General features: G+C 73.2%; 19 protein-coding genes. 7 read left to right on the top strand and 12 right to left on the bottom strand.

The window, feature by feature from the left end:
- Positions 1–73: 73 nt before the first annotated feature.
- Positions 74–1759, bottom strand: coding sequence for a threonine/serine exporter family protein (locus AC1VM9_RS13210; protein WP_481343834.1), 1686 nt, complete (start codon positions 1757–1759; stop codon positions 74–76).
- Between the two features lie 148 nt (positions 1760–1907).
- Between AC1VM9_RS13210 and AC1VM9_RS13205 the strand changes: the two genes are divergently transcribed.
- Complete coding sequence (locus AC1VM9_RS13205) at positions 1908–3449, top strand: aminopeptidase P family protein (RefSeq protein ID WP_481343835.1); 1542 nt, start codon at positions 1908–1910, stop codon at positions 3447–3449.
- 33 nt (positions 3450–3482) lie between these two features.
- Here AC1VM9_RS13205 and AC1VM9_RS13200 read toward each other — a convergent pair whose 3' ends face one another.
- The 5 genes from AC1VM9_RS13200 to AC1VM9_RS13180 form a co-directional block, all read right to left on the bottom strand.
- Entirely contained in the window at positions 3483–4613 is a 1131-nt protein-coding gene (locus AC1VM9_RS13200; RefSeq protein WP_483122958.1) for a hypothetical protein, read from the bottom strand.
- A gap of 81 nt (positions 4614–4694) precedes the next feature.
- On the bottom strand, positions 4695–5261 hold the full coding sequence (locus tag AC1VM9_RS13195) for a YflT domain-containing protein (protein ID WP_483122957.1): 567 nt from the start codon (positions 5259–5261) through the stop codon (positions 4695–4697).
- Positions 5262–5315: 54 nt separating this feature from the next.
- Positions 5316–6515, bottom strand: coding sequence for an acyl-CoA dehydrogenase family protein (locus tag AC1VM9_RS13190; RefSeq protein ID WP_481342226.1), 1200 nt, complete (start codon positions 6513–6515; stop codon positions 5316–5318).
- 168 nt (positions 6516–6683) lie between these two features.
- On the bottom strand, positions 6684–7559 hold the full coding sequence (locus AC1VM9_RS13185; protein WP_481342225.1) for a caspase family protein: 876 nt from the start codon (positions 7557–7559) through the stop codon (positions 6684–6686).
- Positions 7560–7663: 104 nt separating this feature from the next.
- A complete protein-coding gene (locus tag AC1VM9_RS13180; RefSeq protein ID WP_483122956.1) occupies positions 7664–11005 on the bottom strand; it encodes a DUF7379 domain-containing protein in 3342 nt (1113 codons plus the stop codon).
- Positions 11006–11280: 275 nt separating this feature from the next.
- Between AC1VM9_RS13180 and AC1VM9_RS13175 the strand changes: the two genes are divergently transcribed.
- Positions 11281–12189, top strand: coding sequence for a serine protein kinase RIO (locus AC1VM9_RS13175; protein ID WP_481342223.1), 909 nt, complete (start codon positions 11281–11283; stop codon positions 12187–12189).
- 92 nt (positions 12190–12281) lie between these two features.
- Here the strand turns inward: AC1VM9_RS13175 and AC1VM9_RS13170 are convergent, their stop codons facing one another.
- The 4 genes from AC1VM9_RS13170 to AC1VM9_RS13155 all read right to left on the bottom strand — a co-directional run bounded on the left by AC1VM9_RS13170 (position 12282) and on the right by AC1VM9_RS13155 (position 15463).
- Positions 12282–12959, bottom strand: coding sequence for a nitroreductase family protein (locus AC1VM9_RS13170; protein ID WP_481342222.1), 678 nt, complete (start codon positions 12957–12959; stop codon positions 12282–12284).
- A 125-nt stretch (positions 12960–13084) separates the two neighbouring features.
- Entirely contained in the window at positions 13085–13282 is a 198-nt protein-coding gene (locus AC1VM9_RS13165) for a hypothetical protein (RefSeq protein ID WP_483122954.1), read from the bottom strand.
- Positions 13279–14493, bottom strand: a complete 1215-nt coding sequence (gene proS / locus AC1VM9_RS13160; protein ID WP_483122953.1) for a proline--tRNA ligase — start codon at positions 14491–14493, stop codon at positions 13279–13281. The genes AC1VM9_RS13165 and proS overlap by 4 nt, the downstream gene beginning before the upstream one ends.
- Positions 14494–14533: 40 nt before the next feature.
- Positions 14534–15463, bottom strand: a complete 930-nt coding sequence (locus AC1VM9_RS13155) for an extensin family protein (RefSeq protein ID WP_481342220.1) — start codon at positions 15461–15463, stop codon at positions 14534–14536.
- A 175-nt stretch (positions 15464–15638) separates the two neighbouring features.
- Between AC1VM9_RS13155 and sigJ the strand changes: the two genes are divergently transcribed.
- Positions 15639–16556, top strand: coding sequence for an RNA polymerase sigma factor SigJ (gene sigJ / locus AC1VM9_RS13150; RefSeq protein ID WP_481342219.1), 918 nt, complete (start codon positions 15639–15641; stop codon positions 16554–16556).
- A gap of 42 nt (positions 16557–16598) precedes the next feature.
- On the opposite strand, the gene AC1VM9_RS13145 is transcribed toward sigJ, so the two are convergent.
- Both AC1VM9_RS13145 and AC1VM9_RS13140 read right to left on the bottom strand, forming a co-directional pair.
- Positions 16599–17483, bottom strand: coding sequence for an HpcH/HpaI aldolase/citrate lyase family protein (locus AC1VM9_RS13145; protein ID WP_481342218.1), 885 nt, complete (start codon positions 17481–17483; stop codon positions 16599–16601).
- Positions 17484–17486: 3 nt separating this feature from the next.
- Positions 17487–18572, bottom strand: a complete 1086-nt coding sequence (locus tag AC1VM9_RS13140; protein WP_481342217.1) for an HpcH/HpaI aldolase/citrate lyase family protein — start codon at positions 18570–18572, stop codon at positions 17487–17489.
- Positions 18573–18661: 89 nt separating this feature from the next.
- Between AC1VM9_RS13140 and AC1VM9_RS13135 the strand changes: the two genes are divergently transcribed.
- The 4 genes from AC1VM9_RS13135 (at position 18662) to AC1VM9_RS13120 (ending at position 22584) form a co-directional block, all read left to right on the top strand.
- Positions 18662–19384: a hypothetical protein gene (locus AC1VM9_RS13135; protein WP_483122952.1), complete on the top strand. Its 723-nt coding sequence runs from the start codon at positions 18662–18664 to the stop codon at positions 19382–19384.
- 18 nt (positions 19385–19402) lie between these two features.
- Entirely contained in the window at positions 19403–20707 is a 1305-nt protein-coding gene (locus tag AC1VM9_RS13130) for a magnesium transporter MgtE N-terminal domain-containing protein (RefSeq protein WP_481342215.1), read from the top strand.
- The gene (locus AC1VM9_RS13125; protein WP_481342214.1) at positions 20704–21267 is read left to right on the top strand and encodes a DUF1003 domain-containing protein; all 564 of its coding nucleotides are present in this window, start codon (positions 20704–20706) and stop codon (positions 21265–21267) included. Before AC1VM9_RS13130 ends, AC1VM9_RS13125 begins: the two co-directional genes overlap by 4 nt.
- A 174-nt stretch (positions 21268–21441) precedes the next feature.
- Positions 21442–22584: an Mrp/NBP35 family ATP-binding protein gene (locus AC1VM9_RS13120; RefSeq protein ID WP_483122950.1), complete on the top strand. Its 1143-nt coding sequence runs from the start codon at positions 21442–21444 to the stop codon at positions 22582–22584.
- Positions 22585–22592 lie beyond the last annotated feature (8 nt).

Genomic DNA, 22592 nt, shown 5'->3' with positions numbered 1-22592 from the left:
TGCCCAGCCTGCCCGAGCCTCCTGCGACGAGACACCGCCGGACGCCGTGGGCTTGCTCACGCCGTGGCCTGCGTCACCGAACCCGCGAGGAGGTCGTGTGGCCCACGGGCTGCGCCGACCCGGGGGCGGCGGCGTCGTCGGACCCGCCGGGGGCGGCCGGGTCGGACCCGCCGGCGGCCGCCGCCCCGGACACGCCGCCGGCAGCGGGCCCGGACACGCCGCCGGCAGCGGCCTCCTCGAGGACCGCCGACAGCTCACCCGTGTCGGACAGGACCGGCGCGGTGCTCGTCGCGGCGTCGCGGTCGGGGTCGGCGGGCAGCGTCGCCCCCGCGGCGGGGCGGGGGCGCACGCCCTGCTTCTTGGCGTCGAGCAGCCCCGCGAAGTACGTACCGAGCGACACGCCGGCAGCCAGGCCCAGGCCGAGGCCGAACGCCTGCAGCAGCGTCGGCACGCCGACCGCGAAGCCGTTGCCGTCGGGGTCGGTCACGAGCGCCGAGATGCCCTCGTAGGCCATCCGTCCCGGCAGGAGCGGCACGATCGCGGCGGTGGTGACGGCCAGCGCGGAGACGCCGAGGCGTCGCGACACGAGCCGGGCGGTGAAGCCGATGAGCAGCGCCGCGAGCGCCGAGGCCGACACGGCCCCGAAGGACAGCCGCTCGGCCGCTGCGAGGACGAGCCAGCCGAGGGCGCCGGCGACACCGGCCACCGCGACGGCCCGCCCGCTCGCGTACGACGACACTGCGAAGGACACTGAGATGATCGCCGCGCAGACCACCTGGACCGTGAGGTTGCCGGTCAGCTGCGTCTGCGACGAGATGGCGATCGGGTAGTCGAGCCTCTTGCCGACGGCGAGCACGACAGAGATGCCGACGGCGATGCCGAGCGACAGGACGACGACCTCGAAGGCGCGCGCGCCGGCCGTGACGTAGTAGCCCTCGAGGGCGTCCTCGGCCGCACCGACGACGGACAGCCCGGACAGCAGCAGGACGATGCCGGACGCGACGACGAGGGACGGCGACACCCCCTCGGCCACCTCGACGCCGAACGAGCCGGCGACGACGACGAGCGTCGCCGCGGCCGTCGGGATGGCCGCGCCGACGCACTGGGCGAAGAACGCCGCCACGCCCGCCCCGGTGAGCCAGGTGATGACGCGTCCGACGATGGTCGCGGTGACGAAGCTCGTCAGGATGAGCAGCCAGCCGGCGCCGAGCAGCCCGGCCGCGCCGGCGGCGAGCGCTCCCCCGGCCACGGTGACCAGCCAGCGTCGGTACGGGTGCGGCGCCGTGATGACGGCGTCGAAGCGCACCCTCGCCTCGTCGACGGCGACGGGGTCCTGGACCAGCCCGACGATGAGGTCGCGCAGCCGCTCGAGCCGGGTGTAGTCCTGGACGCGGAACCGGACGATGCGCAGCACCGTCATCGGGTCGGCGTGGGGGCCGCGGTGGTAGGACACCGTCACCGACGTGTACGTCACGTCGACGTGCACGGCGGACAGGCCGTAGGCCTTGGTGAGCATGAGGACGGTGGCCGTGACGTCGGCCGCGGCGGCCCCCGTGGAGAGCATCGCGACGCCGGCGCGCATCGCCAGGTCGATGACGGCGAGGGCGGTGTCGCGGTCGACGCCGTCCGGGGTGGTCCAGACGGGGATCTCGTCGGTCGGCGGGCCGCTCGGCCGCATGGCCCGGCGCGTGCTCGCCCGGAGCGAGGGCAGGGCCCGTCGTGCGGTCGTGGGCCGGGTCGGTCGGTCGGTGCGCGCCACCTCCCCGACTCTAGGACCCCGACGCCGCGCCGCCACGAGGCCCCCACCGTGCCGGAGGCCGGGCCGGAGCCCGGGCCGGGGCCCGGGCCCTGACCCGTCGGAAACCGGCTACGGCGCCGCAGCCGGTTCGTGACACGATGAGCCGGTGATGAGCGAGAAGCAGCAGTCCTCACCGAGCCGCAAGCGCCCGACGACCGACGAGTTCCGGGCCTTCGTCGCCTCCGGCTGGGCGCCGCGGAGCACCGGGGTGACCCCCCGGTCCGAGGTCGCCGACTGGGCCGCCAAGCGTCGTGCCGCCGTGAGCGCCGCCTTCCGGGGTGAGCGCCTCGTCGTGCCCGCCGGCGGCCTCAAGGTGCGCAGCAACGACACCGACTACGTCTTCCGCCCGCACAGCGCCTTCGCGCACCTCACCGGTCTCGGCGGTGACCGCGAGCCGGACGCCGTGCTCGTCCTCGAGCCGACGGGTGAGGGCGAGGCCGCCGGTCACGAGGCGGTCCTCTACTTCCGCCCCTTGGCCGACCGCGACACCGAGGAGTTCTTCGGCGACTCGCGCTACGGCGAGTTCTGGGTCGGGGCGCGGCCCACCCTCGCCGACGTCGAGTCCGAGCTCGGCCTCACGGCCCGCCACATCGACGAGCTCGCCGACGCCGTGGCCAAGGACGCCGGGTCCGTGACGGTCCGGGTCGTCCGCGACGCCGACGCCGAGGTCGCCGAGCGCGTCGACCGGGCGCGCGCCGCTGCCGCCGAGTCCCAGGACGCCGCCGAGGTCGAGTCGCGCACCGAGCGCGAGCGCGAGGCGGACGAGGCGCTGGCCCACTTCCTGTCGCTGCTGCGGCTCGTCAAGGACGACTGGGAGGTCGAGCAGATGCGCTCGGCCGTCGAGGGCACGCGCCGGGGTTTCGAGGCCGTCATCGCCGACCTCCCCGAGGCCGTCCGGCGCGGCCGCGGCGAGCGGTGGGTCGAGGGTGTCTTCGGCCTGTACGCGCGCCACCACGGCAACGGCGTCGGCTACGACTCGATCTGCGCGAGCGGGGACCACGCCAACACGCTGCACTGGATCAAGAACACCGGCGACATCGCCGAGGGCGACCTGCTGCTCCTCGACGCCGGCGTCGAGGTCGACTCGCTCTTCACCGCTGACATCACCCGCACCCTTCCGGTCAGCGGCACCTTCAGCGACGCCCAGCGCCGGATCTACGACGCGGTCTTCGCGGCCCAGGAGGCCGGCATCGCGGCGTGCAAGCCCGGCAACAGGTTCTCCGACGTGCACGCCGCGGCCATCCGGGTCATCGCCGAGCACCTGCACGAGTGGGGCCTGCTGCCCGAGGGCGTCGACGTCGAGGGCACCCTCGACGCGGAGCACGGCCAGTACCACCGCCGCTGGATGGTGCACGGCACGAGCCACCACCTCGGCATCGACGTGCACGACTGCGCCCTCGCCACGCGGGAGGAGTACAACGACGCCGTGCTCGAGCCGGGCATGATCCTGACCGTCGAGCCCGGTCTCTACTTCAAGGCCGACGACGAGCTCGTCCCGGCGGAGCTGCGGGGCAACGGCGTCCGCATCGAGGACGACGTCCTCATCACCGAGGACGGCTGCGAGAACCTCTCCGCGGCGATGCCGCGCAGCAGCGCCGACGTCGAGGCGTGGATCGCCCGGCTCTGGGCCGAGCGCGGCATCACGGCCTGACCCCGCACCCGGGCGCGCCGACCGGGGCTGCGCCTACGGGGTGGCGGCGGTCATGACCGCGGTGGGTGACGAGACGGCGCCGTCGGGGTCGGGGCCGGGGATGCGGGGGCTCCACCGCTCGACGAGGCGCACGACGTCGCCGACCTCGGCGGACTCGACTCCGCCGCCCCGCACGGGAGGCATGCAGTCGGGGTCGACGTCGACGCGCACCGCCGGGCCCTCCGGGTAGGTCAGCACGAGGTGGAAACGCCCGTCCGACGCCGCGCCCGAGCCGGTGCAGGTGTGCGCGGTCGGACGCACCGGCAGGGCCCGAAGGGCGGCGACCACCTGCGCCGACCTGGACCGGTCCAGGCCGGTGGCTCTCGTCGTGCCGTCCTCGGCCGTGCGGCACACGGTCACGAGGGGCGCACCCTCGGGCGCCAGGGTCCGCTCGTCGCCCAGGCGCCCGAACGTCCTTGCGTCACATCGCTTCCCGGCCGGCATGGGGAGGCCGGTGAGCATCGCGCGCAGGGGGACCCCGAGGGCGGCCCCCGACGTGAAGTCACCGTTGGTGGCTCGTGAGCACGAGTTCGCGTCGGCCTTGGCGGCGACCCAGACGACGGCGTCGTCGTAGCGCACGCCCACGAGGTAGGCCGTCTCGTCGCCGGCCATCATGGTGCAGACGTTCTCCTGCCCGTTCCAGCGGGGTGCCCAGGAGAACAGGTCGACGACGCGGGCTCGCAGCTCGGGCGAGGCCACGGTGCGCCGGGACAGGCGATACGGCGCCGTGGGCGGCTGGGGCGAGGTCACCGTCATCGTCGGGTACGCGCACACGACGAGGGAGGCGGGGTCGCGCGGGGGAAGCAGTCGGGCGTTGCCGTCGAGTCCCTGCGGCTGGTGCGGGACGGTGAGGCCGTCGGCGGAGGCGAGGCTCCGGGGGCACGAGAGGGCGCCGTCGGCTTCGAGCCGCTGCGCCGTGACCGGCCGCTTCACGCCCGGTGTCACGTGCGGCAGGGCCGTCCCGCCGGAGCCCGGCCCCGGCCGGGGTGCCGGGGTCGTGCCGCAGGCCACCAGGGCCGACGCCGAGGCGAGGGCCGCGCCGGTGAGCAGGACGCGGCGGGCGGTGGCGAGCACGCGGCTACGGGTGACCGTGCCGGCGCGGGTGTGGGACGGGCGGGTGGGCATGGGGCTCCCTCCATCGGGTGGTCCTTCACCCGAGCAGACACGTCGGGGCGACGAACCGTTGCACGCCCCGGGTGCCCGGCCCTAGACCGCCGGGGGCGGCGGTCCGGGCTGCGGCGGCCGGTCGGGCGAGGCCGGCGACGGGTGCAGACCGACGATGCCGGCCTCGGCGAGGATGGCCCGCCCCTGCTGGGCGAACTTGTGCTCGCAGAACACCTCGTACTTCGTGGCGACGACCTGGCTCACCGAGGAGAAGTCGCGTGCTCCGCGCGTGAACGAGTAGCCGACGAGGGACCAGATCAGCCCGAACCCTGCGCCGTAGACGACGGTCAGCAGCAGGATGCTCGTGGGGTTGGAGGTCTGGGTGAAGAGCATGAGGATTAGACCGACGAACAGGCCGAGCCAGATGCCCGACAGCAGTCCGCCGAGCGCCACGCGGCCCCACGTGAGCCGTGCGGTGACCCGTTCGAGCTGCTTGAGCTCGGTGCCGACGATGAGGCAGTTCTCGACCGGGAACTCCTTGTCGGACAAGGTGTCCACGGCCTTCTGGGCATCCTCGTACTTGTCGAAGATGCCGAGTGACAGGGGGTAGTCGAGGGACAGAGTCGCGAATCCCGGTCGTCGCCCCGGACCCTTCGGTTGCAGGCTCATGCCCTCATCCTCGCACTCCGGCCGTCCCCGACCCGGGACCGGGAGACGTCGACCTCAGCCGCGGAGGCGGTACTCCTCGAGGAGGCGACGCCCGATGATCATCCGCTGGATGTCGGCGGTCCCCTCCCCGATGAGCAGCATCGGCGCCTCCCGGTAGAGCCGCTCGATCTCGTACTCCTTGGAGTAGCCGTACCCGCCGTGGATCCGGAACGCGTCCTCGACGACCTGGGCACAGTTCTCCGAGGCCAGGTACTTGGCCATCCCCGCCTCGAGGTCGTTGCGCTGCCCCGAGTCCTTCGTCCGGGCCGCCTTGACCATCATCGCGTGCGCCGCCTCCACCTTGACCGCCATGTCGGCCAACCGGAACAGCACCGCCTGGTGCTCGACGATCTTCTTGCCGAAGGTCTCCCGCTGCTGCGCGTACGCCACCGCCAGCTCGAACGCCCGCCGCGCCACCCCACAGCCCCGCGCGGCCACGTTGACCCGGCCCACCTCGACCCCGTCCATCATCTGGTAGAAACCCCGCCCCGGCTCGCCGCCGAGGACCTGGGCGTCGGTGCTGCGGTGCCCGTCCAGGAGCAGCTCGGTCGTGTCGACGCCCTTGTAGCCCATCTTCTCGATCTTGCCCGGCACCGTGATTCCCTGGGCCGTCTGGCCGAACCCGGGCTCCTTCTCCACCAGGAACGTCGTCATGTTCCGGTACACCGACTCCGCACCCGTGTCGGTCTTGACCAGCACCGCCACCAGGTTGGCCGACCCACCGTTGGTCAACCACATCTTCTGACCGGTGATCGACCACCCACCGTCGTCCTCGCGCACCGCCTTGGTCTTGATCGCCGAGACGTCCGAGCCGCAGCCCGGCTCGCTCATCGAGAACGCCCCCCGCACCTCACCGGTGGCCATCCGGGGCAGGTAGCGCCGCTTCTGCTCCTCGGTGCCGTGCTGCAGGATCATGTACGCCACGATGAAGTGGGTGTTGATGATCCCGCTGACACTCATCCAGCCCCGGGCGATCTCCTCGACGCACAACGCGTACGTCAGCAGCGACTCCCCCAGCCCGCCGTACTCCTCCGGGATCATCAACCCGAAGATCCCCATCTGCTTCATGCCCTCGACGATCTCGCTCGGGTACTCGTCGCGGTGCTCCAGCTCGGTGGCCACCGGCAGGATCTGCTCCTCGACGAACTCACGCACGAGCTTGACCAGCTCGATCTGCTCCTCGGACAGGCCATCGGTCTGCTGCAGTCGGGACATGCTCGAATCGCCACCTTGCGTCTGGGCTGGACTGTGCCGGGACCTGGCGGGTCGGTGACGACCGGCCGGGTTCGGCTGCGACCGAGTATGCCGCCGGGCTCGTCGGCCGGGCAGGGCCCTCGCCTGTGAGGGTCGACACCTGTGGTCTCGGTCACCGGCGACCCGGCATCACCAGGGCTGGCCGAAGGCCACCTTCTTCGAGGCGACCGGGCCCTCGAGCGTCGAACGCTGGCTGAAGTCACCGCTCTTGAGGCCCGACGTCACGCTGCGCAGGAGCTCGGTACGGGTTGCGGCCCGGTTGCCGGCGAGGGCCTTGAGGAACAGGTACGTGAAGGCGCCGTTGGACCGGCCGTCGAAGGTCGCGTCGGACGCCGTCTGGTCCGGCTTGCAGGCCGCGAAGAGTACCGGCTTGGCCCCGGCGCGACGGCCCTTGGTCAGCTCGACGAGGGCCTTGCGGTCGACGGTGCGCGGCGCCGTGACCGACCTGATCGAGCGTACCTGCTCCAGTCCGGCCGGCGTCGGCGGTGGCAGGAAGCGCGGTGCGCGCCCGAGGACGGCCGCCTGCATGATCTCCTCGAGGTCACGCAGGCCGGTGCCGCTGTGGCAGGTGTCGAGGAGCACCTCGAGCAGGACGCCGTGCGGAACCGAGGCGAACAGGTCGCGCAGCTCGTCGTCGACGATGACGGTGTCGCGGTCCCACTGGTTGCCCCGCTGGCGGATGTCGTGGCAGGCGAAGGCCTCGTCCAGGCCGTCGGGCTCGGCGTCGCCGCCGGGTTCGTTGGGCACCTGGGTCCCGTGGCTGGAGAAGGTGAAGACGAGGTGGTCGCCGGGCTTGGCCCGCCTCACCATGTCGGTGAGCGCGCTCATGATGTTCTTCTTCGTCGCGTCGGCGTCGGTGAGGACCGTCGTGCCGCGCTTGGTGAAGCCGAAGGCGCGCAGACCCGCCGCGACGTCGTTTGCGTCGTTGACGCAGCCGTTGAGCCAGCTCGTGCGCGGGAGCGACGCGAACTCGTTGATGCCGACGCAGAGGGCCTTGCGTGCCATGGCCGTTCCTTCCTTCTCGGGAGTCGGGGTCGTGTGCGGTCGGTGCTGTGGTGCGGTCGTGCCGCCGCGGAGGATCGAGGCGGTGGGGGCGAGTGTGATGCGGCTCAAGCGATCTCGAGCACGGCGTCGGGTCGGGCGTAGACGACGTAGGCGAGCCAGGTGGGATCGCCCGCCTCCCGGGCGGCGGTGCGGGCTGCGGCGCTGGCGCGCGCCATCGGGGTGCCACGGAGCAGCTCGTCGTAGAGCGTCTCGACGAAGACCCGCGCCGGCTCCTCGTGCACGGACCACAGGCACGAGACGAACGCCGACGCGCCGGCGTCGAGGAAGGCCTTGGCGAAGCCGCCGACGGTCGTGAACAGCTCGCCGCCACGGCCGGTCTGGCAGGCGTTGAGGACGACGACCGGGCCGGGTCGGCCCGCAGCGGCCCAGGCGACGTTCTGCGACACGTCGGTCGAGCTGAGGAACTGCTGGAGCACCTCCTGCCCGCGGCGCCGCCCCTTGAGCAGCACCCGGGCGTCGGCGATGTCCGCGGCGTCGGCAGCGCCGTGGCCGGAGAAGTGGAGCAGGTCGAAGGTCCCACCCCGCAGCACCCTCTCCACGCCGCTCGGGGTGGCCGTGACCGGCCGCGCCCCGAAGCGTTCGTGCAGGTAGGCGGCCTCGAGCAGCCCCACGTCGTTGCGGAACATCGGGTCGGCGTACTCCGGGCAGATGGTGCGCGCCCTCCCCGCGCGGACGCGGATCCGCTGTGGCGGAAGGCTGCCGAGCTGCCAGCGCACGAGCCCGCCCTGGGCGAGGAACCGCGGCTCGACGCCGCGCTTGCCCCGGGGCGGCTTGAGGTGGAACAGCTCCCAAGGCACGTACGGCTCGTCCGTGTAGACGAGGAGGTCGCTGACCCGGTCGCGGTTGGCCCAGAGGTAGGCCCGCATGTCCGCGGGGAAGAACTGCTCGAACAGCAACGAGCCGGTGTTCTGCAGCTGCTTGAGGCGGCGCGCATCGCTGAGGTCGGGGTCGCGGATGACGCGCTCCACCTCGGCGATGCGCTCCCGGACGAAGTCGTCGCGACCGACGATCGGACCGGACTCGAACAGGTGCGGCTCCTCTCCGGGCACCAGCCGCACGGCATAGGAGTAGACGCGCTCACCGCTCGGCCGGCGGCACTCGACGATGTCGAGGCACGGCAGCCCGTCGAGCTCGGGAGCATCGATGCCGGGGTGCACGGTCGCGCTCACCGGTGGCGGCGTCACGACGGACGCGGCACCGGCCTTCGCGTCGAGGGTCACGTTCGCCACGGGTACCCATCCCTGGCGCAGGACGACCGCGACCGAGACCGGCCCGTCTGCGAGGGGTCGCGCGGAGAAGGTCAGCTCGCTCGCCCAGTCGCCGCTCGGCAGGCCGAACACCTTCGCCTCGCGCTCGAGCACCTCGACGTTGTCCTTGCCGAGCACCTGCACCGACACCGGTCGCTCCGCGACGAGCTCGACGGTCTCGGTGACGCTCGCCGTGCCCTCGGTGGCCGTGAGCCGCCCGCGAGCGAGCCGCACGCGCACGGTGAAGGTCTGGCCCGGCGTCAGGAGCGAGGGCATCTCGGCGGCCAGGCCGGCGCGCGTCGTCGGCGCGGCGGCCGGTTCGGGGGCCGGCTCCGGGGTCGCGCGCCGGGCCGTGACGCGGCCGGCGGGCGCCGGTGGGAGGTCGCGCGGCCCGCCACCGGTGGGCTCCTCGGGCTCCGCGCCGACCTGAGGCGGCAGCGGCGCCGGCGGCAGCGGCGCCGGCGGCAGCGGCGCCGGCGGCATCGGCTCGGCACCGGCCGTCATCCAGTCCGGGAGCGACGCGTCGTCGCCGGCGCCGGCACCGAGCCCCAGCGGCAGCCACTGCGACAGTGCACCGATCACCTCGAGCTGGGCGAAGTAGTCGACGTGCGTGACCGTCCCGTTGGTGCCCAGGGCCAGGGTGTCGCGCACGTAGCCCCCGCTCGGTGGTCCGATGGCCGACATCGACGCGACGTCGACGACGAGGTCGTTGGGGCCGTGGAAGAGCCCGTCGACGAACCCCTCGGCGAGCACGGTGGCCAGCTCCTTGGGGAGCCGGGCCGGGGCGTCGTGGCCGTCGAGGGAGGCGTGGAAGTCGCTGCTGACGACGTACCAGCTCGTCCCCGGCCCGGGCTGACCCGGCTGGTCCGCGTTGAGGTCGGTGACGAAGGGCCCACCGGGCACCATGGCGGCCAGGCCCGGGACCGCGGCGTCGTCACCGCTCGCCGTGGCCGCGGTCGCGAGGACCTTGACGAGGCTGCCGACCGCCCGCACGACGCCGCCGACGACCGCCGCGAAGGGAGCCGCGCCCGGGACGAGCCCGAGCCCGCTCGCAGCGAGCGTGACGAGGTTGGTGTAGAGGTCGACGAGGTCGCGCCACCGGGCCGGGTCGGCCAGGTGCGTCCCACCGTGCGTCGAGGCGACGAACACGGCGGTGTCGACCGTTGCTCCCCAGCCGGACCCGGGCAGCACCGACTCGATGAACGACCGGGTCACGAGCCCGCCACGGCTGTGCGTCACGACGTCGAGGACGAGGTCGTCGCGCACCCCCGCGACGTGGAGCCGCTCGAGCAGGTCGCGGGCGTTCTGCTCCGGGTCGAGGCTCAGGGTGCGGTGGTCGTAACCGATGACGGCGTCGTAGGCCTCGACGAGGGTCCGCACGAATCCACCGGCCCCGGGGGCCAGCGACAACGCGCCGAAGGCCCCCGCGGTCGAGGAGAACGTCCCGTGGACGAGGAGCAGGACCCGCGCGGGCCGGTCGGTCGGGAGGGGGACGTCGGCCAGCGTCTCGACGGGGAGCCACGTCTCGACCGGCTCGTCGGTGACGTGGACGAGGCCGGTGCGGGTCCCGGTCTCGAGCCGGTCGACGAGCGTGTCGAGCAGCGGTGACGCGAACCGCAGGACGACCGCCTCCGCCGCCCCGTGCACGAGGTCACCGAGCAGGCCCCGGTCCGTGGTTCCGGGCGGTCCGAGGGCTCGGGTTCGGTCACCGCGAGCGGCCGGTCGGCGTCGGGACGGCGTGGACGGACGCGTCGGCTGCACGTCGATGCGGAAGCTGACCGTCCGCGAGCCGTCGCCCAGCCCTCGGGTGCGGCCCCTCGGCAGGTGCCAGGACCACACGCCGTCCCGCTCGACGAGGACGACGGCGTCCTGTTCCGGGGGCACGTCGACGTCGACCGCGACGGTCCCCACGCGGTTGGCTGCAGCGCTGTCCAGGTTACGAGAGGCCCTCGGGGAGAGGGCGATCCGCTCGACGACGTCGAACTGCTCGTCCTGGAGGGCGGCGAGGACGCCCTCCTTGCGCGCCCCGGCCGACGAGGGCAGCGGGAGGTCGCGGGAGCGGTCCGGCGCGGGCGTGGCGTCGTAGTCCCGGGGCGTGCGTACGCGCACCGCTCCCCCACCGAAGGACGCGGTCGGCATTCCTGGCTCACCTCCGAGACGGACCCTGCTCCTTGCCACGGTAGAGCGGCAGAGGGCGGCTTTGATACCGAAACGGCACAAGTCGTCCGGGAGGACCCGTGCGGGCCGGGTCGTGGGGCGCGTCGGCCGCGTAAATCGGTTGCCGACGGCGCGCGCCCGCGCCACTCTCTACCAGAGCGGGCCGCATACGGCCGTCCGCACCGACCCAAGGAGGGTGACATGTCGATCACGGTCCCGGGCATGACCGCCCAGCTCACTTCTTCCTTGGAGTTTCCTTGTCTTTCAATGCTTTCCACGAGGACGAATACGAGGTATTCGACCCTCACCTGACCGACGGCCGCCTGTCCGACCTCGACGTCGAGCAGTACGCGGTCGACACCGACCCCGACGGTCCACCCGAAGGCGAGCGGTGGTCGTCGTGGGACGGTGCGACCCACGGTCCCAAGCCGCGCCCCGAGTGGGTCATCACCGACCTCGGAGCCGTGGAGTCCGACCTCGGCGTCCTCAAGACGGGCAAGGAGGCCGACGTCCACCTCGTCCGGCGGTGGGTGCCAGGCTCGCCCGACCGCGACGTGCTCATGGCCGGCAAGCGGTACCGGTCGAGCAGGAACCGGCTCTTCCACCGCGACGCCGGCTACCTCGAGGGCCGTCGGGTCCGCAAGTCGCGCGAGACGCGGGCCATCCGCACGCGTACCTCGTTCGGCAAGGAGCTCATCAGTGGGCTCTGGGCCTTCGCGGAGTTCGAGACGCTGGTCCGGCTCTGGCACGAGGGCCTGCCCGTGCCGTACCCGGTGCAGATGTCCGACGAGGAGATGCTGATGGAGTTCATCGGCACTCCCGACGGGCAGGCTGCGCCGCGGCTCGCGCAGACCCGTCCGGACCCGGAGCTGCTGCCCGGGCTCTTCGAGCAGCTGCGCGACGCGATGCTCCGGCTCGCCGAGCTGGGCTGGGCGCACGGCGACCTCTCGCCGTACAACGTCCTTCTCGACGGCGAGGGCGAGGCGGCCAGGCTCGTCATCATCGACTGGCCGCAGGTCGTCGACGTCATCGGCAACCCGCACGGGCCCGAGTTCCTCGAGCGCGACGCGCGCAACATCGGGGACTGGTTCACGCGTCGTGGGTTCGAGGTCGACCACGGCCTCCTCTTCGGTGACCTCATGGCGGCCGCGACGTCACGGTGGTGACGCCGCGGACGACGGCTCGACGACGACGTCGTGGCAGGCGGGCGGGGACCACGCGTTCGTGGCGTGGTCCCCGCCCCGGGACGGTTTCGGCGTCAGGACGGGGGCTCGGACAGGAAGTCGGCCGGGTGGCCGAACTTCCCCGAGTGGACGAACTCCTCGAGCGGCAGGCGGGATCGAGGGAGCCGTGCCCGGGTGCGCACCCAGTCGGGCATCTCGTCGTCGACGCCCGCCGGTGCCGGTAGGCCCAGGGCGATGCCCGTCGTGACGGCCCAGTGCCGCGGTACGGCGAACGCCTCGTTCGCGGCGCGGTGGTCGAAGCCGCCGAACTGGCGCACCTGCAACCCCATCGACCGGGCCTGCACGGTGATGTGGGCGACGGCCTGGCCGAGGTCGAACATCGCGTAGTCGCTGTAGGACACCTCGTGGTCCTCGTCCGTCGCCACCTGGTGCAGCGTGAAGACGATCGCCGACGCCGACGGGGCCCACACCCGGTTCGGGGCGCTCAGAACCTCGATCATCGCGGCGTGCGTCTCGTCCCCGCGGCGGCCGACGATGAAGCCCCAGGGCTGCGAGTTGCCCGCCGACGGCGCCCACCGCGCGGCCTCGAGGATGGCCCGCAGGGCCTCGGGGGACAGCTCGTGCTCGCGGTCGTAGACCATGACGCTCTCACGGTCGCGCAGCAACGGCGTCAGCACCTCCGGCTGCGCCGTCCCGGGCTGCGGCACGGGTCGCCCGGGCGTCACCGTCTCGTCGCTGTGCTGCTCGCTCACGCGTCCACCGTCCTCACGTCGGTCTCAACGACGCCGCGGGCCCGGACCTTCCCCAGACCGACCGTGACGCCGCGCACCCCGGACGGGAGGTCCCGACCGAGGAAACCACCGCCTTCGGGTTCGCGTCAGTAGGCACGGCCGACGACGGCGAGCACTCCGTCCGCGTCCTCCGACGGTGGCACCGAGCCGTCGGGCATCGTCAGGCACCGCACGGTGACGGTCGATGCGGCCAGCCGCTCCTCGCCCTCGACCCCGAGCGTCGCCCACGGGATCGTCGCCCATCCGGTGCGGGCGGCCTCGGCGGCCTCCTCGATCGTCGTCACGGCGCTCGTGCGCGCGTCACGGTGCGCCAGGGCAGCCGCGTAGAGGGAGTCCTGGTCCTCGGCGAGGGCCGCCGTGACGGTCGGCACGAGGGCGCGCAGCGACACCGGCGCCTTCCCCCGGCGATGCGGCGCACCACGGTGACGCTGTCGTCGACGAGGTCGCGGGGCCCGACCTCGACCCGTACCGGGATGCCCTTGAGCTCGGCGTCGACCGCGCGGCGGCCGAAGGGGGTGTCGGTGCGGTCGTCGAGCTCGGCACGGACACCGGCGGCGACGAGGTCGGTGCGGACCCGAGCCGCGGCCTCGGCGACCCCCTCGCCTGCCTTGACGACCATGACGAGCGCCTGCACCGGTGCCAGACGTGGCGGAACCTGCAGGCCGGCGTCGTCGCCGTGGCACATGATCAGGCCGCCGAGCATGCGGGTGGAGGTGCCCCACGAGGTCGTCCAGCACAGCTCCCGGTGGCCCTGCTCGGACAGGTAGGTGATGTCGAACGCCGTGGCGAAGTTCTGGCCGAGCTCGTGGCTCGTCCCCATCTGCAGGGCCTTGCCGTCGCGCATCATCGCCTCCAGCGCAAGGGTGTTCGTCGCCCCGGCGAAACGCTCGCGAGCGGTCTTGCGGCCGAGGACCACCGGCATCGCGAGCATCTCCCGCATGAAGGCCGCGTAGACCTCGGAGTGGATGCGCCAGGCGTAGTCGCGTGCGTCCTGCTCGGTCGCGTGCGCCGTGTGGCCCTCCTGCCAGAGGAACTCGCTGGTGCGCAGGAAGACCCGCGGGCGCAGCTCCCACCGCACGACGTTGGCCCACTGGTTGAGCAGCAGCGGCAGGTCGCGGTAGCTCTGGGTCCACTTCGCCATGTACTCACCGATGACGGTCTCGGACGTCGGCCGCACGACGACCGGCTCGTCGAGCTCCTTGCCGCCCGCGTGGGTGACCACCGCCAGCTCGGGGCTGAAGCCCTCGACGTGCTCGGCCTCGCGGGTCAGGTAGGACTCCGGGATGAAGAGCGGGAAGTAGGCGTTGCAGGCGCCGGCCTCCTTGATCCGCCGGTCCATGTCGGCCTGCATCCGCTCCCAGATCGCGTAGCCGTACGGGCGGATGACCATGGTGCCGCGCACCGGACCGTTGTCGGCCAGCTCCGCCTTGGCGACGACGTCCTGGTACCAGCGCGGGAAGTCCTCCACCTGCGGGGTGAGCACGCTCCGGGGCATGCGGCCGATCCTACGGTCGCCCGCGCGGCGCGCGTCGCGCTCAGGCGTCACGCGCCTCGCGCATCGTGGCCCGGAGGAAGGCCTGCCACGCCTCGACGCCGTCGGTCAGCTCGCCCTCGCCCCCGTGGTCGCGCAGGATCGCGGTCGTCGCGTCCCGCGTCGCCGCGTCGAGCCGGCCGGTGATCGTCACCTCGCCGCGTCCCCACACGTGGACGCACATGGCCTGGACCGCCTGGACCTGGGCGCCCGAGCGCGGGATGAGCCGGGGGAGTCCGCCGGGGCCGAAGCGTCCGCTGTCGACGTGGATGTGGTTGGCGTGCGAGGCGTCGAACAGGTAGGTCAGCACGTCCGCGAAGTGCAGGTGCAGGCCGGCCGCCACCTGCCAGTAGGTCCGGAGCCGGCGGCGCACCTCGGCGGCGGTGTCGTCGCGCCAGCGGTCGTAGCGCAGCGAGGCGACGTCCCGTCCGTCGGCGCGGAGGCGGGCGACGTCGAGCGCCTGGCCGGAGTGGTGCCACGACGTGCCGGCACCCCTGGTCCAGCCGCCGTAGGAGTGCAGGGCCTCCGGGCGCTGGCCGGTCAGCGCCCGGTGCGTCGTCATCCACGCCGCGAGCGTGGCGGCGAAGGCGTCCTGCACGTAGTACGGCGTCGCCCGGCCGTCCACCTCGTAGTGGTGGGCCACCCCGCCGACGGCGTCCCGGCGTCGGAGCACGGACCGCTCGACCGCGACGGGGCGGTCCCTGGCCTCCGGCGTCATCGTCACGGGGTGGTCCGGCGCGATCACCGAGGCGAGCGCCCAGCCGCCGCCGGCGACCGCGGCGGCCCCGAGCCCACCGAGGACGAGGACACCCCGACGCGTCAGCCGCAGTGGCGGCTCGTTCCCGACGCCGGGCGCACGCGTGGGGCCCGGCCGGCCCGCAGAAGTTCGCGCGGTCGACGCGAGCCTCGGCGGGCGCGTCTCGGGCGTCGTCACGGCCCCAGTCTCACCCGGGTCGGCCCTGCACGGGAAACGGGGCCGGCTCCGGCGCGTCCGCCATGTCACACCGTGGGCGCGACGCGTGTCCACCTGTCGAACCGCATGCGCCGCCGGTCCCTGCGATGATCGCGGTGGCCGGCCGGCAGCCACCAGACCACGAGGTGAGGAACCGATGAGGACCCCTGCGACACCGGACGCCGCCGACGGGACGCCCGCGACCCGGCACCCCCAGACGGCGGTCTTCGAGGAGCACCGCGGCAGGCTCGTCGGTGCCGCCTACCGGATCCTGTCCAGCCACAGCGACGCCGAGGACGTCGTGCAGGAGGCGTGGCTGCGGTGGCGCGACGTCGACCTTTCCACGGTCGACGAGCCGCGCGCCTTCCTGCTGACGGTGACGACGCGTCTGGCCCTCAACCGCCTTCGCCAGCTGCGCTCGCGGCGCGAGACCTACGTCGGCCCGTGGTTGCCCGAGCCGGTCGCGAGCGACCCCCGGGACGACGGTGCCGCCGCCGCCGAGCTGGCCGACGAGGTGTCGATGGCGATGCTCATCGTCCTCGAGTCGCTCAGCCCGCTGGAGCGCGCGGCGTTCGTCCTGACCGAGGTGTTCGGCATGCCGGCCACCGAGGTGGCCACGACGCTCGACCGGTCACCCGCGGCGGTGCGCCAGCTCGTGCACCGGGCACGCTCGCACGTCGAGGCGCGGCGGCCCCGGAGCGTCGTCGACGCGGCTCGGCACCGGGAGGTGACCGAACGGTTCCTCGCCGCGGCCGCCGGCGGTCAGGTCGAGGCGCTCTTCGAGGTGCTCGCCCCCGACGTCACCCTCGTCAGCGACGGCGGCGGGATCCGCCGCGCGGCCCTGCGCCCGATCCACACGGCGGACAAGGTCGCCCGCTGGCTCGCCGGCGTCCTGAACCGGCCGGAGTCGGCGGCCGTGACCGGTGCCGAGGTGCGCGTCGTCAACGGCGAGGACGCGGTCGTGCTGCTGACCGCCGAGGGCGTCGACTCGGTGTGGTTCCTCACCGTCGAGGACGACCGCGTCGTGGCCGTGTACGGCATCCGCAACCCCGACAAGCTCCACGCGGTCACCTGAGCCGCTCCTCGGGTCGAGGTCTCGGCAGCGGACGGAGGCGGGTCAGTCGGCGAGGGCCGAGATCGCCTCGGCGGTCGCGATGACCTTGCGCGCCGTGTCGACGTGGAGGTTCTCGACGAGCCGGCCGTTCAGCGTGGCGACGCCACGGCCCTCGGACTGCGCCTGCTCGAACGCCTCGATGACGGCGCGGGCGTCCTCGACCTGCCCCGCGCTCGGGGCGAAGACCTCGTTGGCCGGGCCGACCTGTGCCGGGTGGATGAGCGTCTTGCCGTCGAAGCCGAGCTCCCGACCCTGACGCGCCTCGGCGAGGAACCCGTCGGCGTCCTTGACGTCGTTGAAGACGCCGTCGAGCACCGCGACGCCGGCCGCCCGGGCCCCGAGCACCGCCAGCTGCAGGCTCGTCATGACGGCGGCGCGACCCGGCGCGAAGGAGGCCCCGAGCTCCTTGTAGAGGTCGTTGGTCCCGAGGACGAGACAGGCCAGCCGGTCCGACGCAGCGGCGATCCGGGCGGCGTCGAGGATCGCCGCCGGGGTCTCGACCATGGCCCACAGCCGCGTGCGCTCCGGGGCACCCGCGGCCTCGAGCGCGTCGACGAGGGAGCGCACCTCGTCGGCCGACCCGACCTTGGGCACGACGACGGCATCCGGGCCGGCAGCGGCCGCGGCGGCGAGGTCGTCCTCGTGCCACCGGGTCCCGATGGCGTTGACGCGTATCGTCAGCTCGCGTCGACCGTAGGCGCCCGATCGAGCTGCGGCACAGGCGTTCTCGCGAGCGGAGTCCTTGGCCTCCGGCGCGACGGCATCCTCGAGGTCGAGGATCAGCCCGTCGACGGGCAGCGTCCTGGCCTTCTCGAGCGCCCGTTCGTTGGAGCTCGGCAGGTAGAGCACCGAGCGACGCGGACGGAAGGCGGTCTCGTCGGGTCCCATTCCTCAGGCCCCTTGTCCCCGGAGCTCGGGTTCGGCGGGTTCGGCGTAGCGTCGAGCGAGGTCGGGATCCGTGGCCGCGAGCCGCTCGGCGAGCTCGACGATGACGAGGCACTGCTTGAGGCTCGCGTCGTCCTCCATCTTCCCGTCGAGCATGACCGCCCCGGTGCCGTCGCCCATGGCGGCGACGACGCGTCGGGCGTGGCGCACGTCGTCGGGCGACGGGCTGAACACCCGCTTGGCGATGTCGATCTGCACCGGGTGCAGCGACCACGCCCCGACACAGCCGAGCAGGAACGCGTTGCGGAACTGGTCCTCGCACGCGACGACGTCCGTGATGTCGCCGAACGGGCCGTAGTACGGGTAGATGCCGTGCATCGCGCAGGCGTCGACCATCCGGGCGATCGTGTAGTGCCACAGGTCCTGCTGGTGCACCGGGCGGGTCGCGTGGACGTCGTCGCCCGGTGCGTCCTCGCGCACGAGGTAGCCGGGGTGGCCACCGCCGACACGGGTCGTCTTCATCCGGCGGTCGGCCGCGAGGTCGGCCGGCCCGAGGGAGAGCCCCTGCATGCGCGGGCTGGCCCCGCAGATCTCCTCGACATTGACCATGCCGCGCGCCGTCTCGAGGATCGCGTGCACGAGGATCGGACGCGTCAGCCCCGCCCTGGCCTCCAGCTGGGCCAGCAGCCGGTCGACGTAGTGGATGTCCTCGGCGCCCTGCACCTTGGGGACCATGACGACGTCCAGCTTGTCGCCGATCTCGGTGACGAGCGTCGTCAGGTCGTCGAGCGCCCACGGGCTGTCGAGCGCGTTGACGCGCGTCCACAGCTGCGTGTGCTCGCCGAAGTCGGTGGTCTTGGCGACGGCGACGAGACCCGCCCGGGCCGCCTCCTTGCGGTCGGCCTTGACCGCGTCCTCGAGGTTGCCGAGCAGCACGTCCACCGTGCCGACGAGGCCGGGGACCTTGGCCGCCATCTTCTCGTTGCTCGGGTCGAAGAAGTGGATGACCCGCGACGGGCGGGCCGGCACCTGCGTGAGCGGAGCCGGCGCACCCACCGCGAGGGGACGGAAGAAGTCCTTCGCGCTGCGCATGGGCGCCAACCTAGCGGCGGCCCCACGGCACCGGTTATGACCGCGCTCACGCCCGGCCGGCATGAGGTGCGGATCACTAGGGTGGCCCTGTGAGCGACCCCAGCACCGCGCCTGCGACGACCGGCCCCACCGGCGAGCCCGTCCGCGAGCCCGCCGACCGTACCGCCGTCCGCGGCACGACCGACGACTCCACGGGCACCCCCCGCGCACCGGCCGCCAACCTCAGCGCGCTCCTCGACGAGGCGATGGGCAAGTCCGGGCTGCTGTGGATCGACGTCGCCGACGACCGTGCCTGGCCGGCCTGGCACGTGTGGGACGAGGGCGCGGCGCTCGTCGTCAGCGGTCCGGGCGAGCAGCCGCTGCCCTGGCTGCCGAAGGAGGTCCGACTGGTCCTGCGCAGCAAGGACACCGGTGGCCGGCTGCTCACCGTCCGCGCGACGGTCCACGTCCTGCAACCCGGCACGCCCCAGTGGGCCCGGGCCGCCGACCTGCTCAAGGCCTCTCGGCTCAACGCCGTCGACGACTCGCTGGCCCGGTGGGCCGCCGAGTGCACCATCACCGCGCTCGTCCCGTTCGGGGAGCCGGTCGAGTCGCCCGGCGCCTACTCCGCCGACGCCCACCGGGCCGCACCGGCCCGCACCACCGCCACGACGACGGCCTGGCGCCCCTGGCACCTGGGCGGCCGCGGCGAGGAGAAGGCCCAGCGCCAGCAGGCACGCGCCGAGGAGCGGAGCCGGCGCAAGGCGGCCAAGGAGCGGGCCAAGATGCGCAAGCACCAGCAGCGACGTGGCGGACGTCGCCGTCCGTCCTGACCGAATAGCCTTGGCGTCATGAGTGGAAACACCCGCGTCTTCGTCGCGCGCCTGACCGGCCTGAGCGTCTTCGACCCGCTCGGCGACCAGGTCGGGCGCGTCCGCGACGTCGTGGTGGTGTTTCCCGCGGGCCGGCCGCAGCCGCGCGTCATCGGTCTGGTCGTCGAGGTGCCCGGGCGCCGCCGCGTCTTCGTGCCGATGACCCGCGTCACCTCCATCGACGCCGGTGCCGTCATCACGACGGGTCTGGTCAACATGCGCCGCTTCGAGCAGCGCACCAACGAGGTGCTCGTCGCCGCCGAGCTGTTCGACCGCGCCGTCCACGTCACCACCCCCGACGCCATCGAGGCCGGCTTCGCCGATGCCGTCGTCGAGGACCTCGCCATCGAGCAGGGGCCCCGACGCGACTGGCTCGGTGTCAAGGTGTTCGTGCGCCAGGTCTCCGGCGTCTCGTCGGCCTCGCGCGCCGTCTCGCGGCTGACCCGGCGCCGTTCCGGCAAGACGATGCTCGTCGACATCCGCGACGTCACCGGCCTGCACGACCAGGCCGCCGCCCAGAGCGCCGAGCGGCTCCTCGAGACCTACGACGACCTCAAGGTCGCCGACCTCGCCGAGGTGATCCACGACCTCAACCCCAAGCGTCGCGCCGAGGTGGCCGCCGCGCTCGACGACGAGCGCCTCGCCGACGTCCTCGAGGAGCTGCCCGAGGACGACCAGGTCGAGATCATCGCCGGCCTCGACACCGAGCGCGCCGCCGACGTCCTCGAGGCGATGGAGCCCGACGACGCCGCGGACCTGCTCGCCGACCTGCCGCCCGAGCAGGCCGAGCAGCTGCTCCAGCTCATGGAGCCCGAGGACGCGGCTCCCCTGCGCCGCCTGCTGACGTACGACGAGAACACCGCCGGCGGCATGATGACGACCGAGCCCGTCGTCCTCGGTCCCGAGGCCACCATCGCCGAGGCCCTCGCGATGGTCCGCCGCGAGGAGCTCGCGCCGGCTCTCGCGTCGATGGTCTACGTGTGCCGTCCGCCGCTCGAGGTCCCGACCGGCCGCTACCTCGGGCTCGTCCACATCCAGCGGCTGCTGCGCGAGCCGCCGCACGCCGCCGTTGGCAGCATCATCGACAAGGAGATGGAGCCGGTGCCGGCGAGCGCCTCGCTCGAGACCGTCACGCGCACCCTCGCGACGTACAACCTCGTGTCGCTGCCCGTCGTCGACGACGACGGACGCCTCATCGGCGCGGTCACCGTCGACGACGTCCTCGACCACATCCTCCCGGAGGACTGGCGTGAGGAGCGGCACGAGCTGGAGGTGCGCCCGTGAGCGAGCGAGCCGAGCGGCGCACCGGCCCGCGGGGCAGCCGCATCGACAAGCTCGACAAGCTGGACCAGCCACGCGAGCAGCGGCCCCGCCTCCTGACCGTGTCGTTCTCGCAGGAGGCCTTCGGGGTCCTGTCCGAGAAGTTCGCGCGGTTCATGGGCACCGCGCAGTTCCTCATCGGGATGACGGTCTTCGTCGTCGCGTGGATCGGCTGGAACGTCCTCGCCCCGCGCGACCTCGTCTTCGACCAGTACCCCTTCATCTTCCTGACGCTGATGCTCAGCCTGCAGGCCTCGTACGCCGCGCCGCTCATCCTCCTCGCCCAGAACCGGCAGGCCGACCGCGACCGCGTCGCCCTCGAGCAGGACCGCGCCCGCGACGAGCGCAACCTCGCCGACACCGAGTTCCTGACGCGCGAGGTCGCCTCGCTGCGCCTGGCCCTGCGCGAGCAGGCGACGCGCGACTTCCTCCGCTCCGAGCTCCGCAGCCTCATCGACGAGCTCGAGGAGCGCGCCCTCATCCACCGCTCCGACGAGCCCACCCCCGCGCAACACACCGAGTAGTCGCCAACCCGTCACGGGTACACCCCGACGCGTTGGCCACTGCTCGGTGTGTTGCGCTCCGGGGTGGCCACTCGGTGGGTGCCTGCGGTGTGCGTCGCCGTGGGTGGCGGTGTGTGTCGCGGTAGACACGGACCGTGGTCGGGAGGGCCGCGGGCGCGACCTACGATGGAGGACATGTCCGCCCCCGCACTGCCGAGCCGTGACACCCTGCTCACGGCACTGTCGAAGGTCAACGACCCCGAGATCCGCAAGCCGATCACCGAGCTCGGCATGGTCAAGTCGGTCGAGGTCGACGACGCCGGTGCGGTGGCCGTGGCCATCTACCTCACGGTCTCGGGCTGCCCGATGAAGGACACCCTGACCCGCGACACGACGGCAGCCCTCCTCGCGGTCGAGGGCGTGGCCTCCGTCGACGTCGCCCTCGACGTCATGAGCGACGAGCAGCGCGCGGCCCTGCGCCAGCAGCTGCGCGGCGGCGCACCCGAGAAGGAGATCCCCTTCGCCAGGCCGAACAGCCTGACGCGCGTCTACGCGGTCGCGTCCGGCAAGGGCGGCGTCGGCAAGTCCTCGGTCACCGTCAACCTCGCGGCCGCCATGGCCGAGCAGGGCCTGCGGGTCGGGGTGGTCGACGCCGACGTCTACGGCTTCTCGGTGCCGCGCATGCTGGGCGTCGAGCAGCGCCCGACGCAGGTCGACGACATGATCCTTCCGCCCGTCAGCCACGACGTGAAGGTCATCTCGATCGGCATGTTCGTGCCCGGCAACCAGCCCGTCGTCTGGCGCGGCCCCATGCTGCACCGGGCCCTGCAGCAGTTCCTCGGCGACGTCTTCTGGGGCGACCTCGACGTCCTGCTGCTCGACCTGCCCCCCGGCACCGGCGACATCGCCATCTCGGTGGCCCAGCTCATCCCGACGGCCGAGATCCTCGTCGTCACGACGCCGCAGCAGGCCGCCGCCGAGGTCGCCGAGCGCGCCGGGTCGATCGCCCTGCAGACCCACCAGCGCCTCGCCGGCGTCATCGAGAACATGAGCTGGCTCGAGCTGCCCGACGGCTCGCGTCAGGAGATCTTCGGCTCCGGCGGCGGCCGCGCCGTCGCCGACTCGCTGAGCCGCAGCATCGGCGCGCCCGTCGAGCTGCTCGGCCAGATCCCGCTCGACACGCGGCTGCGCGAGGGCGGCGACGCCGGCACGCCCGTCGTCCTCGGCGCCCCGGACTCGGCCGCGGGGGTCGCGCTGCGGGGCATCGCGCGGGGCCTCGCGAGCCGGGCCCGCGGCCTGGCCGGCCGCTCCCTCGGCCTGAGCCCCGTCGGGCGCTGAACCCGACC

It is taken from the genome of Monashia sp. HAY1-11D, from assembly GCF_056868035.1.
This window is presented reverse-complemented; position numbering and strand designations above follow the sequence as displayed.

Excerpts from the sequence above, each read along its gene's own strand:
- AC1VM9_RS13205 (WP_481343835.1), top strand. The coding sequence starts at position 1,908 with ATGAGCGAGAAGCAGCAGTCCTCACCGAGCCGCAAGCGCCCGACGACC.
- AC1VM9_RS13200 (WP_483122958.1), bottom strand. The coding sequence starts at position 4,613 with ATGCCCACCCGCCCGTCCCACACCCGCGCCGGCACGGTCACCCGTAGC.
- AC1VM9_RS13195 (WP_483122957.1), bottom strand. The coding sequence starts at position 5,261 with ATGAGCCTGCAACCGAAGGGTCCGGGGCGACGACCGGGATTCGCGACT.
- AC1VM9_RS13190 (WP_481342226.1), bottom strand. The coding sequence starts at position 6,515 with ATGTCCCGACTGCAGCAGACCGATGGCCTGTCCGAGGAGCAGATCGAG.
- AC1VM9_RS13185 (WP_481342225.1), bottom strand. The coding sequence starts at position 7,559 with ATGGCACGCAAGGCCCTCTGCGTCGGCATCAACGAGTTCGCGTCGCTC.
- AC1VM9_RS13180 (WP_483122956.1), bottom strand. The coding sequence starts at position 11,005 with ATGCCGACCGCGTCCTTCGGTGGGGGAGCGGTGCGCGTACGCACGCCC.
- proS (WP_483122953.1), bottom strand. The coding sequence starts at position 14,493 with ATGCCCCGGAGCGTGCTCACCCCGCAGGTGGAGGACTTCCCGCGCTGG.
- sigJ (WP_481342219.1), top strand. The coding sequence starts at position 15,639 with ATGAGGACCCCTGCGACACCGGACGCCGCCGACGGGACGCCCGCGACC.
- AC1VM9_RS13145 (WP_481342218.1), bottom strand. The coding sequence starts at position 17,483 with ATGGGACCCGACGAGACCGCCTTCCGTCCGCGTCGCTCGGTGCTCTAC.
- AC1VM9_RS13140 (WP_481342217.1), bottom strand. The coding sequence starts at position 18,572 with ATGCGCAGCGCGAAGGACTTCTTCCGTCCCCTCGCGGTGGGTGCGCCG.
- AC1VM9_RS13130 (WP_481342215.1), top strand. The coding sequence starts at position 19,403 with ATGAGTGGAAACACCCGCGTCTTCGTCGCGCGCCTGACCGGCCTGAGC.
- AC1VM9_RS13120 (WP_483122950.1), top strand. The coding sequence starts at position 21,442 with ATGTCCGCCCCCGCACTGCCGAGCCGTGACACCCTGCTCACGGCACTG.